The 15255-nt window shown below is 66.5% G+C and carries 14 protein-coding genes; 9 read left to right on the plus strand and 5 right to left on the minus strand.

The window, feature by feature from the left end; all coding sequences use genetic code 11:
• The first annotated feature begins 7 nt into the window (after positions 1–7).
• Positions 8–1357, plus strand: coding sequence for a cobyrinate a,c-diamide synthase (locus IT540_RS07875; protein ID WP_366029488.1), 1350 nt, complete (start codon positions 8–10; stop codon positions 1355–1357).
• 102 nt (positions 1358–1459) lie between these two features.
• On the opposite strand, the gene cobF is transcribed toward IT540_RS07875, so the two are convergent.
• The 4 genes from cobF to IT540_RS07895 form a co-directional block, all read right to left on the minus strand.
• A complete protein-coding gene (gene cobF, locus IT540_RS07880) occupies positions 1460–2227 on the minus strand; it encodes a precorrin-6A synthase (deacetylating) (RefSeq protein WP_291175434.1) in 768 nt (255 codons plus the stop codon).
• A 29-nt stretch (positions 2228–2256) separates the two neighbouring features.
• Positions 2257–3054, minus strand: a complete 798-nt coding sequence (cobA, locus tag IT540_RS07885; RefSeq protein ID WP_291175436.1) for a uroporphyrinogen-III C-methyltransferase — start codon at positions 3052–3054, stop codon at positions 2257–2259.
• A gap of 127 nt (positions 3055–3181) precedes the next feature.
• Complete coding sequence (locus tag IT540_RS07890; RefSeq protein WP_291175438.1) at positions 3182–4297, minus strand: DUF2778 domain-containing protein; 1116 nt, start codon at positions 4295–4297, stop codon at positions 3182–3184.
• A gap of 139 nt (positions 4298–4436) precedes the next feature.
• The gene (locus IT540_RS07895) at positions 4437–5879 is read right to left on the minus strand and encodes an ammonium transporter (RefSeq protein ID WP_291175481.1); all 1443 of its coding nucleotides are present in this window, start codon (positions 5877–5879) and stop codon (positions 4437–4439) included.
• 360 nt (positions 5880–6239) lie between these two features.
• Between IT540_RS07895 and IT540_RS07900 the strand changes: the two genes are divergently transcribed.
• From IT540_RS07900 to IT540_RS07935, 8 genes are all read left to right on the plus strand, one after another.
• Positions 6240–6890: a hypothetical protein gene (locus IT540_RS07900; protein ID WP_291175440.1), complete on the plus strand. Its 651-nt coding sequence runs from the start codon at positions 6240–6242 to the stop codon at positions 6888–6890.
• 124 nt (positions 6891–7014) lie between these two features.
• Positions 7015–9201, plus strand: a complete 2187-nt coding sequence (locus IT540_RS07905; protein WP_291175442.1) for a dynamin family protein — start codon at positions 7015–7017, stop codon at positions 9199–9201.
• The gene (locus IT540_RS07910; protein WP_291175444.1) at positions 9198–10478 is read left to right on the plus strand and encodes a hypothetical protein; all 1281 of its coding nucleotides are present in this window, start codon (positions 9198–9200) and stop codon (positions 10476–10478) included. Before IT540_RS07905 ends, IT540_RS07910 begins: the two co-directional genes overlap by 4 nt.
• A 358-nt stretch (positions 10479–10836) precedes the next feature.
• Positions 10837–11997, plus strand: a complete 1161-nt coding sequence (locus IT540_RS07915; protein ID WP_291175446.1) for an SH3 domain-containing protein — start codon at positions 10837–10839, stop codon at positions 11995–11997.
• A gap of 167 nt (positions 11998–12164) precedes the next feature.
• A complete protein-coding gene (locus IT540_RS07920) occupies positions 12165–13415 on the plus strand; it encodes a DUF1236 domain-containing protein (RefSeq protein WP_291175448.1) in 1251 nt (416 codons plus the stop codon).
• Between the two features lie 93 nt (positions 13416–13508).
• The gene (locus tag IT540_RS07925) at positions 13509–13844 is read left to right on the plus strand and encodes a DUF3175 domain-containing protein (RefSeq protein WP_291175449.1); all 336 of its coding nucleotides are present in this window, start codon (positions 13509–13511) and stop codon (positions 13842–13844) included.
• A 44-nt stretch (positions 13845–13888) separates the two neighbouring features.
• Positions 13889–14089: a hypothetical protein gene (locus IT540_RS07930; RefSeq protein ID WP_291175451.1), complete on the plus strand. Its 201-nt coding sequence runs from the start codon at positions 13889–13891 to the stop codon at positions 14087–14089.
• Between the two features lie 146 nt (positions 14090–14235).
• Positions 14236–14598, plus strand: a complete 363-nt coding sequence (locus tag IT540_RS07935) for a DUF930 domain-containing protein (protein ID WP_291175452.1) — start codon at positions 14236–14238, stop codon at positions 14596–14598.
• Positions 14599–14622: 24 nt separating this feature from the next.
• Here the strand turns inward: IT540_RS07935 and IT540_RS07940 are convergent, their stop codons facing one another.
• Positions 14623–15228: a helix-turn-helix domain-containing protein gene (locus tag IT540_RS07940; RefSeq protein ID WP_291175454.1), complete on the minus strand. Its 606-nt coding sequence runs from the start codon at positions 15226–15228 to the stop codon at positions 14623–14625.
• Positions 15229–15255: the final 27 nt, after the last annotated feature.

The raw sequence follows: 15255 nt of genomic DNA on the forward strand, positions 1-15255 counted from the left end.
GGGGGCGGTGATGGCGGAGGTGGGTCGACTTCCGCGTGGCCTCGTTATCGCCGCGCCGAGCTCCGGCTCCGGCAAGACGACGGTCACGCTCGGCCTGCTCGCCGCGCTCCGGCAGAAGGGTGTCGTCGTGCAGCCGTTCAAGACCGGGCCGGACTACCTCGATACCGGGCATCACACGCGGGCCGCGGGGCGGCCGAGCTTCAATCTCGATACGTGGGCGATGTCAGAGGCCTTGATCGCCAGCATTGTTGCGCAGGCCGTGAAAGGCGCGGATCTTGCCATTGCGGAAGGCGTGATGGGCCTGTTCGACGGCGCGGCGGATCGCGGCCTCTCCGGAGGCGGATCGACGGCGGACCTGGCGGCCCTGCTCGGCTGGCCCGTCGTGCTCGTACTCGATGTCGTGGGGCAGACGGAGACCGCGGCGGCGCTGGCGCTTGGGTGTGCGCGCTATCGGCCGGAGGTCCGTGTCGCGGGCGTGATCCTGAACCAGGTCGCGAGCGAGCGGCACGGGGCGCTCATCCGTCCAGGTTTCGACCGCATCGGCATGAAGGTGTTCGGCGCGCTACGCCGTACGGAGGATGTTCGTCTGCCGGAGCGGCACCTCGGTCTCGTGCAAGCCGGCGAGCACGCGGACTATGCGAAGCGCATCGCGGATCTTGCCGCGCTCGTCGCGGGGGCGGTCGATCTCGACGGCCTACTTGCGGCGGCCGAGGATGCCAAGCTGCCGCTGGACGGCGGCGATACGAGCGTGCGGGCTGTGAATCCGCCCGGGCAACGCATCGCGGTGGCGCGCGACGATGCGTTCTCGTTTGCCTACAGCCATATGCTCGAGGGCTGGCGGGCAGCCGGCGCGGAGATCCTTCCGTTCTCTCCGCTCTTGGACGAGGCGCCTCCAGAAGACGCCGATACTGTCTGGCTCCCCGGCGGCTATCCGGAACTCTACGCCGGCAGGATCGCTGTCGCGGCCAGCTTCATCGCGGGGCTCAAGGCGCTGGCGCAGAGATCCGTGCCGATCCACGGGGAATGTGGGGGCTATATGGTGCTCGGGCAGGGGCTCGAGGATGCCGACGGCGCGCGCCACGCCATGGCCGGCCTGCTGCAGGCAGAAACCTCGTTCCGCCAGCGCAGACTGCACCTCGGATATCGTCGGGCCACGCTGAGATCGGACTGCGCGCTGGGCCGCAAGGGCGCGGCGCTCTACGGGCACGAGTTTCACTACGCGACGCTGCTGGCGGACGCGGGCGAGCCGCTGCTCGATTGGGAGGATGGTGCGCGATCGGCTGCGGCCGGCTCCCGCGCGGGGAGCGTCACCGGCTCCTTCTTCCATCTCTTGTCCGCCGTCGACGCCGGCTCCTGATTAGAGCGCGATCAGTTTTGATTGAATCGAGATCGCGCTCTAACCTTTTGATGAGACCGATGATTCACGCTTCGGACTGATAGGGTCCGAAGCGATCATCGTCTAGCCGGCGCGCGTTCGCCGCAGGAGGTAGGTGTCCATGATCCACCCGTGGCGGTCCTTTTCGCAGGCGCGGATCTGCTCGATGTCGTCGATGATGTCGCGCAGCCTGCCGGACAGCAGGATCTCGTTCGGTGTGCCGAGGTAGGCACCCCAGTAGATGTCCACGTCCTCTCTCAACGCCGCGCGCAAGCCGTCGCCGCGGTCGAGCATGACGACGATGCTGTCGGCATCTCCGGGAAAGCCGTGCTCGGCAAGCTCGCGTCCGGTGGTGACGGCGACCGTGCCGCCGATCGTGTTCAGCACCAGCCGGTGGCGGGCGGCCAGGACTTGAACGGCGCTGATGCCGGGGATGACGTCATGGTCGAACGCGAGGCTCGTATCGGTGCGCAGGATGTCGAGCAGGCGGAGCGTGCTGTCGTAGAGGCTCGGATCGCCCCAGACGAGAAAGGCGCCGCAGCCGTCCTCGTCGATCTCGGCCGCAATCTGCGATGCCAGTCTCAAAGCTCGCTCCCGGTGCCAATCGCGGACGCCCTGCTTGTAGCCGTGCGGCAGCGGATCGCGCACGGGGTCCTCTATGGAGACGAAGCGATAGGGCCGGTCCCTGATGAACCTCTCGCAAACATCCTTGCGGAGCCGGACGAGATCCCCCTTGGGCTCGCCCTTGTCGAACACGAAGAACACGTCGGCTTTGTTCAGTGCGTCGATGGCCTGAACGGTCATAAAGTCGGGGTTGCCGGCGCCGATGCCGATGACAAGCAGCTTTCTCATGAGAAGGTCTCGCGCCCCGGAAGTCACGACTACAGATGCCAATGTGCGAGCAGCTTCTGCAATTCGCGCCGGATCGTCACGATCTTTCCGATGACGACGATGGCCGGCGGGTCGAAGCGGTGTGTCGCTGCGTCCTCGGCGAGCGCGCCAAGCGACGTTTCGACGACCCGCTCGCGGTCGGTGGTCGCGTTCTCGATGATGGCGGCGGGCGTATCCGCCGGGAGGCCGCCGCGCTGGAATGCGTTGGCGATCTCGGCCAGACGGGACATGGCCATGAACAGGATGATGGGCTGCCCGGTGCGGGCGAGCTTCTCCCATTCGGCCAGGGTTTCGGCGTCGACGACGCGATGGCCGGTGGCCAGGATCACCGCGTGGTTGGTCGTGCGCACGGTCGCGGGGATGCCGGCAAGCGCGGGCCCGGCCAGCCCGGCCGAGATGCCGGGGACGATGCGCACCCGAATGCCTGCCTCTGCCAGAGCCTGCACCTCCTCCGCGCCACGGCCGAAGACGAACGGGTCGCCGCCCTTGAGCCGCACGACGCGGCGGCCCTGGCGGGCGCTCTCGACGAGCGCGATGTTGATGTCGCTTTGATGCGGGGACGGCTTGCCGCCGCGCTTGCCGGCCGAGGTGAGGATGGCTTCCGGTTTCGCCAGTCGAAGAATGCGCGCATCGAGAAGCGCGTCGTAGAAGATCTCGTCCGCTTGCTGCAGGGCGTGCACCGCGAACAGCGTCAGCAGGCGCGGATCGCCGGGTCCGGCGCCTACGAGCCAGACTTCCCCGGGCGCAAACTCGGGAAATGCAAAGGTGCTGTCGGGAAGCGGGGTCATTCTCGAACCGGCATCGGCATCACGGGCGGGGTGCCCATCGGCCGATGCGACCTAGTAATCGCAAATCAGTGTTGCAACTCATAGCGTTGATGCGTTCGGCGGGCAACCGCGAGTGGCAGGTCGCGGCCTACTTGAACAGGGAGGTGAGGGAGAACGAGGAGGCGACGATGACCGGCGGAGCCTCGGCAACCTGCGGGTGCGGCTCGTCGATATAGACGTTGAGGCTCGTCGCCCGCCCGTCCTTGATCAGCGAGGCAACATACGCCCAGCCCTTCGGCTCGAGGCCAATGCACGCCTCGGACATCTCGCCCTTGAGGCGGACATGGATGGCGATGTTGCCGCGTCTCATGATGGCGGCCGTGTGCTCGGGGCTAAAGCGCTCCTTGTTCCAGAGCTTTTTCAGATAGACGGCAGCCACGTGCCGCTTGGTCTTGGGGCCCCAGCTCACGCGGTGCTTGCTTTCCGTTGCGAAGGCGTATTCCCCCGGGGGCAGGGGACCGACCGCACGTGCGGCGAAGCAGTCCGGATCGGGATTGTTGCGGCAGACGTCCCGGCCGGAGAGGCCCCAGGCGATGGTCTGGCCGTTCGCCTGCGGATCGTCGGAGATGACGAAAAGGCGCCCGGTCTTGATCGTGTAGCCGAGGCGGAAGCTCGCCGCCGACGCGGGGACCTCGCGCACGACATCCTGGAAAGGATTGCAGATCTCGCCGCCGGTCAGCTTCCTCTCATAGCCGTTGAGGCGAATGGTGACGTAGTCGACGCCCGGGGCGCAGTCCCACTGCGGTGGCACCTTCTTGTCCGCGAGGACGATGACCGGCGCCGGTTGCGCCGGCTTCGGCAGTTTGGGAGCGGCCTCGATGGCGGGCGTCTTCTTCGGGACTGGCTGCGTGGTGGTGGTCCAGTCGAGCGCGGGAGGCTCCGCCGGCCGTCTCACCTGCTCGCATTTCTCGGACAGCTCGGGCGGCTGTATCTGCGTCGCGGCGAGGCGGCGCGCGGCGGCGCTGGTGGCGCCTTTCTCGATATAGGACTGGATGAGGGCGGCCTGCACCGCGACCTGCTCGTCCGAAAGGTCGAATATGCAGTCCTCATAGAGCTGGTCGCCGACCATGCTGAAGATCTCGGCGATCTCGTCCGCGGCGGCCGGTGCGGATTGAACAGCCGGCTCGGCCGCCTGCTGTGCGAGGCTCGCGTGCGTGGGTGCCAGGAAAAGGCTGGCCACCGCTGCCCGTGCTGTCCTTCTCATCCTGCTCATCGGGTTTTTGAGACTTCCCAGGCTCTGACGACGACGTCGCAGGCCATTCGTAGCGCACGAGTCGGGGTGAGAGTAAGGCCGGGGCGCTGCCAAAAAAGGAAGGCGGTCCGTCCTGTTATCTCGATTTTCGTCAGAAGTGGTAGCCGCGCTCGCCGTGGTCGGTGAGGTCGAGCCCGGTGCGCTCTTTGTCCTTGGGCGGACGCAGGCCGACCACGAGGTCGACGAACTTGTAGAGGAACGCCGACAGCACGCCCGACCAGACGAGGGTCAGGGCTACGGCCTTGACCTGGGCGGTCATCTGCGTGGCCATATCGTAGCCGATGGTGATCTCTCCCGGGCGCGCGATGTAGTCCGCGACGCCCGTTCCACCGAAACGCGGGTCGACGAGGATGCCCGTGGCCAGGGCTCCGAGGACACCGCCCACGCAATGCACGCCGAATACGTCGAGCGTGTCGTCATAGCCGAGCCAGCTCTTCATCCAGGTGCAGGCGCCGTAGCCGACGATGCCGGCCACGATACCGAGCGCGATGGCGCCCATGGGACCGGCGAAGCCTGCGGCCGGCGTCACCGCGACGAGGCCGATGACCATGCCGGTGATGAGGCCGAGCGTCGTCGGCTTACCTTTGATCGCCCATTCCACGAAAATCCAAGACAGCGCCGCAGCCGCGGTGGCGCCGAACGTGTTGCCCATGGCCAGCGCCGCGGTGCCGTTCGCCTCCAGGTTCGAGCCACAGTTGAACCCGAACCAGCCGACCCAGAGCAGGGCCGCGCCGACCATGGCGAGCGTCAGCGAGTGCGGCGGCATCGGCTCGCGTCCGTAGCCCGAGCGTGGGCCTAGGATCAGCGCGCCGACGAGGCCGGCGATGCCGGCATTGGTGTGGACGACGGTTCCGCCGGCGAAGTCGATGGCGCCCCACTGAACGGCGAGGCCCGAGCTCGCGAGGAGGCTGTTCAGGTACGCATCCGCGGCCGGCTTCGCTTCGCCGATGGCGGCTGCCGAAGTGCGCGCCGCCTCGCTCAAGGCGTCGGGGCCAGGCCAGTACCAGACCATGTGCGCGATCGGGCAATAGACGATGGTCACCCACAGCGCCATGAAAAGGAGCAGCGCGGGGAAGCGAATGCGCTCGGCGAATGCGCCGACGATGAGGGCCGGCGTGATGGCCGCGAACGTCATCTGGAACCAGATGTAGGCGTATTCCGGTATGTAGACGCCGTGCGAGAAGGTCGAGGCCAGGGACTCGGGCGTCACGCCGGCGAGGAACGCCTTGGAGAGCCCGCCGACGAAGGGGGTCGTGCGCGGGTCTCCAGTGAAGGCGAGGCTGTAGCCGTAGAGCATCCAGATGAGGCAGACCAGGCAGACGGTGGCGTAGACCTGCATCAACGTGGCCAGCACGTTCTTGGTGCGTACGAGCCCGCCGTAGAACAGCGCGAGGCCGGGCACGGTCATGAGCAGCACCAGCACGGCCGAGACCATCAGGAAGACCGTGTCGCCCTTGTCGGAAGCCGCCAACGCCGGGGCAGTCCATGTCGTCGCGCCCAGCAACACGGCGAGCCCCGCGGTCCGTGGCTTCATCATGGCTCCTCGCTCCCCGTCTCGTCTCTCAAGCGCCCGTCACGCCACGCTATACAAGCGTGCGGCCCAGCAATCCACGTGCCGGATCGTCGATCGGAACCGCGACCGGCTATTTTGTTTAATTGCGTCCCATTTCTTTTTGGTCGGCGTGCTCGATTTGCCGAACGTTTGAGCGCGATGCTCAAATGTCCGCCATGCGACATACTTGCAGCAACTAGGAACTACAGTAGTTTCCTGTATTGAGTTAATCTTGTGCGAGATAATTCGGCCGTTATCCGAGGGCGCCGAATTAATATACGCACAGTGCAGTGTGGGAACCTGTTTGGATGGCTGCAGATGGGACACACGGATGAACCCAGAATGGACGAGCTCAAGAGGCTGCTTCGCCGCCTCGATGGTCTCGACGGAAGCAAGAGCTTAGCCAAGAGCGCCCCCGAGGCGGAGGCTGAGCAGCGCGGCTATGTCGGCGCACTGCGTGGCGTGCCCGTGCATAACGACCACGGGCCCGTTTCCGTTGCCGCGCTGCCGGCCCAGAAGGGCGGCTCGAACGCGGCGATCTTTGTCGCCGCCGTGGTGGCGGCAGCGCTCTCGACCGCGACCGTCTATCTGGTCATGTCGGGCCAAGGCGTATCGAGCCAGCAGGGCGTGGCGCCGGTTCCGGCCTCCGAACGGGTCGTTCCGAGCCGGCTGGAGTATAAGCCCGTCGAGCCGGGCAGCCCGAGCCAGCGTCAGTCGACCGATACGCCGGAGGGCCTGGTGCGGCGCGCCGAGCAGCTTCTCGAGGGTGGCCACATCAATGCCGCACGCACGCTGCTGCAGCAGGCCGCGGAGCTCGGCTCCGGAACGGCAGCCCTCAAGCTCGGGCGCAGCTATGATCCGACGCAGATCGAGGCGTTGCGTTATGCCGACAACCAGACTAACCCTGCCCTCGCAAAAGCCTGGTATGAGCGTGCGCTAGCCCTCGGTACGCGGGAGGCGGCCAGCTATATCGCGGATACGGGCGCCAGATAGCCGCGTCATCGTCACCTCAGGCGTATAACACCCGGCATATTGGTTGGACACGTTTCGGCCACGTCTTTCGTGATTTTGCAGACTGGTCGCTTGAACACCGTGGTGCCGGGGAGGCTCTGGACGCTTGCACGCAACTCGGTCGGGGGAGGATGTCTATACGTCTGGCCGCATCGGCGCCCGGCTCGAGGGGCTGCGTCAGCAGCTCTTGAGCTGCGGCGACGTGCTTGCCGGGCTTGTAGAGCCGTCCGCCCGGCCGCTGATCGCGGATGCCCTGCACAACCTGAGGCAGCTCGAGTGCCGTATCGCGGTGGTCGGGCAGATCAAGTCCGGCAAGAGCTCGTTCATCAATGCGCTGGTGCGCAATCCGCGTTTCCTTCCGACCAACGTCACGCCGTGGACCACGGCCGTCACCAACCTGCATTTCGGGCAGCCGTCGCCCGGGGGCTACGCGGCGGTCTTCACGTTCCTGCAGCGGACGGAGTGGGACCAGCTTGCGGAAGGCGGGGGCACGATCCGTGAGCTGACGGAGCGCCTGGTCCCGGATTTCGAGCCGCAGCTTCTGCAGCAGCACGCCGACATGCTGCGCGTACGCGCCAAGGAGCGGCTCGGCGACGAGTTCGAGAAGCTCCTGGGGCAGGCCCACTTCTTCCTCAATCTCGATCCGGGCACGCTCGAGCACTACGTCTGCTCGGGCGATTTCGCAGGCTCGCCGTCGATCGGAAAATACTCCGATATCACCAAGTCCGCGGACATCTATTGCCAGCAAGGCCCGTTCGACTTCCCGTCGACGATCGTCGATACGCCGGGTACGAACGACCCCTTCCTGATCCGTGACGAGATCACGCGCCGCAGCCTCGGCTCGGCGGACGTCTACATCGTTGTGCTGACCGCGCGCCAGCCGCTGTCGGACAACGACGTGGCGCTGCTTCGGATCATGCGGGGGCTCAACAAGGACCGCATCGTGGTCCTGATCAACCGCATCGACGATCTCTCGGATCTCGATACGGAGCTGCCGCAGGTGGTCTCCTTCGTGCGCGATAAGCTGGCGATGGAATTTCCCGGATCCAGCATTCCGGTGGTCTACGGCAGTGCCTGGTGGGCCAATCAGGCGCTTGCCTTCGACGAGGACGCGGCGGCCCGCATCCTCAGGCGCAAATCCTCGAGCTACCTCCTGCGGGCGGGGCTGCTCCGGGCGAACGAACTCGGCTCGGTCGCCCTCGCCTCGGCGGACGCGCGCGAGCGGATGCGCCAGTCGCTGTTCGCCATGTCGGGGCTGCCGGCCGTCAATCAGGCTGTCGACACGCTGATGGGCATGGCGCACCCCACCTATGTGCTGCGCCAGATCACGCGCTCGTTCGCCGAGATGGCGCGGGCGTGCGAGAGCGCTGCGCGCAGCGAGCTGCAAATCCTGGCCGCCTCCGGAAACGCCAGGCGCGACCCCGCGCCGGTGACCGACGAGCGGCTTGCGATCTACGCCCAGGAGCGCGAGCTGCTTGCGGGCGTTGCCGCCAACATCGAGGCCTCGGCCGCGGGCATCGAGGCTCAGCTCGCGCGGATCATCCAGGAGGAGAAGGAGCGGCTGCGCGCGACGCTGCAGGTCACGATCGACACGCATGCGGCGCGCGAGCGCGACGTGCTGATCGACACCCTGTCGCGCGGACGGCCGCCCCGCGTCTGGACGCACGAAGGCGTGGAGCTGAGGCGGGCGCTGGCGAACGAGTTCCGCGTCGGGTTCGAGAAGGCCGCGCACCGCCTGACGTCGTTCCATGCGCGCGTCGTCCCGGAGCTGCACAAGCTGATGCGCTCGCTCGTGCCGGAGCCCGATCTGGCCGATCCGCGCGGCGAGACGCTGGCCATCCCAACGCCCACGATCGCGCCGCTCAGCCGCATGCTCGTGCTCGACCTCGAGACCTCCAAGTGGCGGGTGTTCTGGAGCCGGCTGCCGTCGCCCGAGGCCTCAGGGGCCAGGATCGAGGCGCTGATCCGGGACGAGTTCGCGCCCATTGCGGACGAGCTCGTGCAGCTCGCGGGCAACGAGTTCCATCATTTCAGCACGACGACGATCCGCTGGTCGTTCGGTGCGTGCCGGAATATCCAGCATGCGCTCAAGCGGCGGCTCGAGCTGCTGATGGCGGACTACGACGCGGCGCTGCGTCCGGCAGAAAGCGACAAAGCGGCGCAGGACCGGGATGAACGGCTCCGGGCCCAGGCGCAGCGCCTTAAAGACAACGAAACTCTGACCCAGCATCTCGAAACTCTCGCTCAGTACATCGACACGGTCCTGAAAACCGAGGGCACTGGGAGCACATGAGTAGAGCATCCGCGCAGTATCCCGAGCGGTTGAGGGCTGCTCGGGAACGCCTGATCGCCACCAACATCAACGACGCGGCGCTGAATTATTGCATCGAAGGGCTCGCGCGCGTGGAGGAGGTGCTGCGCCGGCCGTTGCGCGTGGTCATCCTCGGCGAGAACAACTCCGGCAAGACCTCCGTGACCGATCTTCTGATCGGGCAGGGCCTGCTCCCCACCAGCGTGGTGTCGAACACGCATGTGCCCGTGCTCATCACCTATGCCGAATCCGCGGCAATCTACGGCGTGAACTACGACGGCACCGAGATCCGCATCGACAGCGACGACGACGATGCGCTGACCGATCTCCCGTATCGGGCGCTGCAGATCGCGCTGCCGATCGAGCGGCTCAAGACCTACCAGATCCTCGACACGCCGCCGTCCGCCAATCCCGCGACGTTCGTCGGAGATGCCGACATCGTTGTCTGGTGCACGGTCGCCACGCGGGCGTGGACCGAGAGCGAGCGGGCCGCGTGGTCGGCGCTGCCGCAGCGGTGCAACCGCAATGCGCTGCTCGTCGCAACCCATAAGGACGGGCTCGATACCCAGGACGACATCACCTACGTCACGGAACGGCTCAAAGGCCTCACGCGCGGGCAGTTCCGCGACGTCGTCCTCGTCGATGCCGAGGGCGCGGGCGAAGGGGGTGATGCCTCCCAGGCCGGGGCGGACGTGCTCCGCGAGGCGATCCAGCGTCTCGCCTCCGACATTGCGGAGCGGCGGATGCAGAAGGCCGAGAAGATCGTTCGCCGGCTGGCGCGGCTGACGTTCCATCACTTCGGCAGCGACGAGGTGAGGCCCGAGACGGTCGAGCTTCTCATACGCTGGGAGATTCATGCGCGGCATCTGCTCGAGCTCTTGAAACAGAACCGACAAAGCGTCCCGGAGACGATCGAGGCGCTGCTCGTCACCTACGCCGTCTATGCCGAAAAGCTGCGGCCCGGCGTGGTGCGAGGCGATGACACCATCGCAGGCGTCACGTCGCGCGCGCTTACCACTCCCATCCGCTGGCCGCAGCAGAACACGGCTGCCGCGCGCCTTGTGCGGACGCTGGCGTCCGACCTGACGGGGCTGTTGCGCATGCTGTCGGGCCATTCGACGTTTGCCGATCCGGCCGTGCGGGCCGAGTATCACGTGGCGCGGGCCATCGTGCTCACGCTCGCCGATCTCGATGGGGCGTTCGACGCGCTCGGCCGCATGCTCGGCTCGTCGCTGGTCTCCGAGCAGCGGAGCGCCTGACAAGGGCCAGTGCGGATGTCTACGGACGCCTGAGACTACCGCCGCCGCGAGCTTCCTCGCAGATCCCGGCCGCGCTTGGTCCGAGGTTGGGATTGTCTGAGCCTCTTCAATGTCTTTGTGGTGCTTGGGCGCGCGTGGGAGTCCTGCCCGCAAGCGAAATGTTTACCGCACAGTAACACCTGTCGACCTAATGATGGGCGTGGTGCGGCGCAGCCTTTCGCTCTCTGCACCTCGTCCGCTAGACTGCTGGCGGGCCGGGATTATTCGGGCTGAACGCCGGGATGGACCCTGTTCCTGCCACACTCGTGGGGGAGGAAAGGGCTCTAGCCGGCAGGTACTGTAGCGTTAGGGTTGCTCGTTGCTCAGGCCGTTCATCGTCATCGGTTTTCTGTCAGGAGCGACCGGCGCGCTCGCGGACCCGGTGCAGCTTGCAGACGACGACCTCAAGGCGGCCGTCTCCGGATCTACCGTCGAGATCGACACGCCGCTTGGTACGACCGTTCCCATGCGCTTCGGAAACGATGGGCTGGTGTCGGCGGAGGCCGGCGTTCTGGCCCCTGTCCTCGGTTCCGCCAAGGACCGCGGGCGCTGGTGGGTCGAGGGTGAGAAACTCTGCACGAAATGGTTCCGCTGGTTCGAGGCAGGCGTGCGCTGTCTCACGATCCGGCAGGAGGGCGCCCGCATCTACTGGCGCAAGGTTGATGACGGCGAGACCGGCACCGGCACGCTCGTCGGCTGGACGCCCAAGGGCAAGGACAAGCCGGCGGTGGTCGCTGCAGCCGCGCCCGTATCGGCGCCCCCGCCGGCAGACGAGCCGATCCCCGTGCCCGTGAGGAAGCCCTCCATCGCGAAGGACAAGGTGCCGGTCCCGGCCGAGACCCGGAACGCGGCGCAGGAGACCGTGCAGGAGCTGCCGCCTACGGTCGTTGCACGCGCAGATCTCGGTTCGACCTCCAAGGACAGTCTGGACGACGGACCAACCATGCGGTTCGGCGGGGCAGGATTGCTCGAAGCCTCGGCGCGCGTCGGGCTGGACGCAAAGGCAACGGAGCCGGCCAAGGCCGACGAGCCTCGGTCCGTTCCGTCTCCAGTCCAGAAGCCTGCAAAAGAAGTTGGCCAAGGGCCTGCCGCGCCCGCCAAGAAGGCGAGCGCCACGCGGCATGCCTCGCTCGAGACGGGTGCGCCGGCTAAGCGTGTGCCCGCGACGCGTACGCTGTCCGATAAAAATGCGAACGGTGCGGCTGCTGTGCCGTCACGAGTGACGGCCGGTCCCCTCTATCGAGTGACCGGGGTTCATCGGCGCGATGTGCTCAACGTGCGGCGCGGGCCATCCGAGACCCATGACTCGATTGCGGCCATTCCGCCGACGGGACGCCGCGTGCAGATCACGGGGCAATGCCGCGCCGACTGGTGCCCGATCCGGTATGGCGCCATCACGGGCTGGGTGAACAGCTTCTATCTCGCCGAGGAAGGCTCGCGGCAGAACTCCGCGAGCCCGGTCTACGTTGCCCGGCCCTAGCGGCGCTCAACCGCGTGCCCGAAAGCTCCTGATCCACTTCTCAAATCGCCCGGTTTCGCCGGGCGTGTGCCTTTTCATTCCGGGAACCTTCTCCGCCGCGGCGCTGTTGCCGCTTACAGGGTCGGACAGGGGCGACACGCTCGTTCCTGCAAAAAAAGGAGCTGGACATGAACAAGCCGACCCTTGGTCTTGCCGCGCTGTTGATGCTTGGCGGGACCACGATTGCCGTGGCCCAGGATGGGCGGCGCGATACCATACCCGGTCCTGCGCAAGGACTGGAACGAGGACCGGACCTCGATGTCGCTGATGGTGACGGCCCACGCGCGGGTGGTGCGCGCGGAGATGCGCTGGACTCGCGAGGTGCCGAAGAGGCGCCCGGCATGATTCCGGATGCGGGACGGCGTGCGGAGGGGCCGAACCCGGATGCCCGAAAGGATCCGCCGGAGCCCGAGCCGAGCGGTGCTGAGCGCACCGATGACGCGCGAGGCCAAGACCGCGCCAGGGCACGCGACGACAGCGAGGCCGGTCAGAAAACTTCCGATGACGCCAAGGATCGAGGTCGCAAACCACGGACCGAGACGCGCGACAAGACCGGCGATGCGTCTTCAGACGAACCGAAGGTAAAGAAGGACGCGCAGGCGAAGCCCGACCGCGAACGTGGGGACCGTGGCGAGCGTGCCAAGGGGGACGGCGGCAAGGACGCTGCCGATGCCAAGAAGGCCGAGCCTGCGGATACAGGCAAAGCAGCCGAAACTGACAAGGCCGACAAGGGCAAGGCGGCGGAGACGACGGATCAGGCCGATACGGGTAAAGCAACGGCCGAGGGCGATCGCAAAGCGCTGGAGGAGGCCAGGAAAGCCGACCTTTCGGGTGAGAGGCGCGAGCGTGTCAGCACGGCGTTCCGTGAGCGGCGCGATGTGAAACGGCGGACCGACGTCGATATCGACATCTCGGTCGGGGCCAGGCTGCCGGGCGATTGGGAGTTCGTGCCTGTGCCGACGTCCGTGGTCGAGGTGGTTCCCGAGTATCGTGGCTACGTGTTCGCATACGTCGACGACGAGTACGTCATCTGCGATCCTGTCACCTATGAGGTCGTGGCCGTTCTTCCGGCCGCTGATGGGCCGCGGTATGCGGGCGGTGGTGGCGGTGCCGCCGAGCGCTGCTCGGAGACGTTGACGCTCAGCGAGGACGAGCGCGACGATCTCGTGCGCTCTATCCAGATGAACAACGAGGTGGACGTGTCCGATATCACCGTCGGATGGTCCGTGCCGGGCGAGATCGAGCTCAAGACGTTTCCCGAGCCTGTCATCTCGCGCACCGGAAAGCTCGCGTCGTGCCGTTACTTTGTCGCTGACGACCAGATCGCCATCGTCGATCCGGCCGAGGAGACGGTGGTCCTGTTGATCGACCACGACTGAGCGAAGCCAGGCCGCCGCGGACATGGGTCGGATCCGCGGCGGGCATTTAAGACACCAGCACCTCCACGTCTGAGAACGTTATGGAGACGTCGAATGGCCCAGAAAAGATCCGCACCCGGCGGCAAGTCGCGGCTCGCCAAACGCCGGGCGTCGAAGCGCAAATGGTCGGCCGACGTTACACGGCGCAGCGATGCGCTCGATCTCGAGACGGGTGTTTTCGCACAGCAGCGCCCTGACGAGATCGCCCGATCGCTCAAGCGCTCGGCCGAGCGAAGCACGCGGCGGAAAAGCGAGCCTTATCGCTCCGCCATGTCGATGCTGACCTTCTACATCAACCGCGCCGGCTCGTCGCTCTCGCGGCGGCGCCTGCACATTCTCGAGCGCGCAAAGGGCGAGTTGCGCAAGGCATTCGGACGCGACACGCACTAGGTCCGCAAGGGAACTCCGGTTCCCTCCAATCAGTTTCCATAGGGATGAACGAGATCCTGAAATATCTGGGCGGCGCCCTGCGCCGCACCTACGACGCCATCATCGAGCGGCCTCTGCCCTGGCGCATGATCGACAAGCTCGTCAGCCTCGAGGAACGATGCGAGCGGGACGCGCCGAAGGAGGGGGAGACGCCGCCGGATCGGACCGCGCCGGGCGAGCCTGGAGATGGTGATGCGCGCTCGTAAGCGGTGCGTGACCACGCGCATGTCCGAGGTGTCTCTCCGTTGACGACGTCTGCCCAATGCCGCCACAATTGCTTGGTCCTTGAGGCACGGGACAAGTCGATGGGGGAGAGGTGGACGTGCGTCTGTTATGTGCTGCGATTTTCTCGATGGCTTTCGTCTGGGATGCAAGCGCGGCAACGGCCGGCTCGCTCGAGCGCTCGCTGGCAAAGCTCAGCCCGGAGGAGCGGGCGCATCAGGCGTGTGCCATCAAGGGTCTCGAGGCGGTACGGCGAGGTGACAAGCGCCTTGCGAAGGCGGATCGGCTGATGCCCGATACGTTCAGGCGCGCCCACTTCGACGGCAGCGTGGTGTCGGCCAAGGGCGCGGCTGTGCGCGCCAACGCGCACTGGTATGCGCTTACGTTCGAATGCACGGTGTCGGACGATCAGATGAAGGCGCTCGTGTTCACCTTCAAGCTCGGCGACGAGATTCCGCCTGAGACATGGGAGGACGTCGGCCTTTGGCGTTGAGGCCGGGATGGCGTTCGCGGGAGATCAGGCGGGATCGCGTGCGGCGCCGGCCAGCAGGTCGCGCAGCATTTGCACGGCGCGCAGGGCAGGGCCGCGGCCGCCGCACTGAATGCTGATGCGCGCGCCTTCGAAGAGCAGGAACACCTCGTCGGCGAGCAGCTCCGGGTTGCGGTAGTGTGAGTCCGCGAACAACCTCACGAGATGCTCGCGCTTGCGCTGCTTGTAGTCCTCGATGACGGCGCGCGCGGGGTGGTCGGGCTGGAGCTCTACGGCCGCATTGGCGAGTGCGCAGCCGCGCTCGAACTGGCTGGTCAGGATCTCCTCGACGTGGTCGACCCAGGCCGCAAGGCGCTTCTCGGGGCTGTCGGGGTATGCCGCTGCGAGGCGCTCCCAGACGGCGTCACCCTCGGCCGCCAATCCGCGGGCATATTCAACGACGAGCTCGTCCTTCGCCTTGAAGTGCCGGTAGAGCGTCATTTTATTAGTCTGGGCTGCCTCCGCGATCAGTTCCACACCTACGGCATGCACGCCATGGCGGTAGAACAACTCGCGTGCAACGGTCAGAATGCGCTCCCGCGGAGGTGGCAGGGCGCCCTCGGCTGCGTCAGTTTTTCGCCGGGTCTGGACCACGTCTTGCTCATCGCCCCTTGACTGTTA

The sequence above is a fragment of the Hyphomicrobium sp. genome (genome assembly GCF_020852195.1).
Classification (GTDB): domain Bacteria; phylum Pseudomonadota; class Alphaproteobacteria; order Rhizobiales; family Hyphomicrobiaceae; genus Hyphomicrobium_C.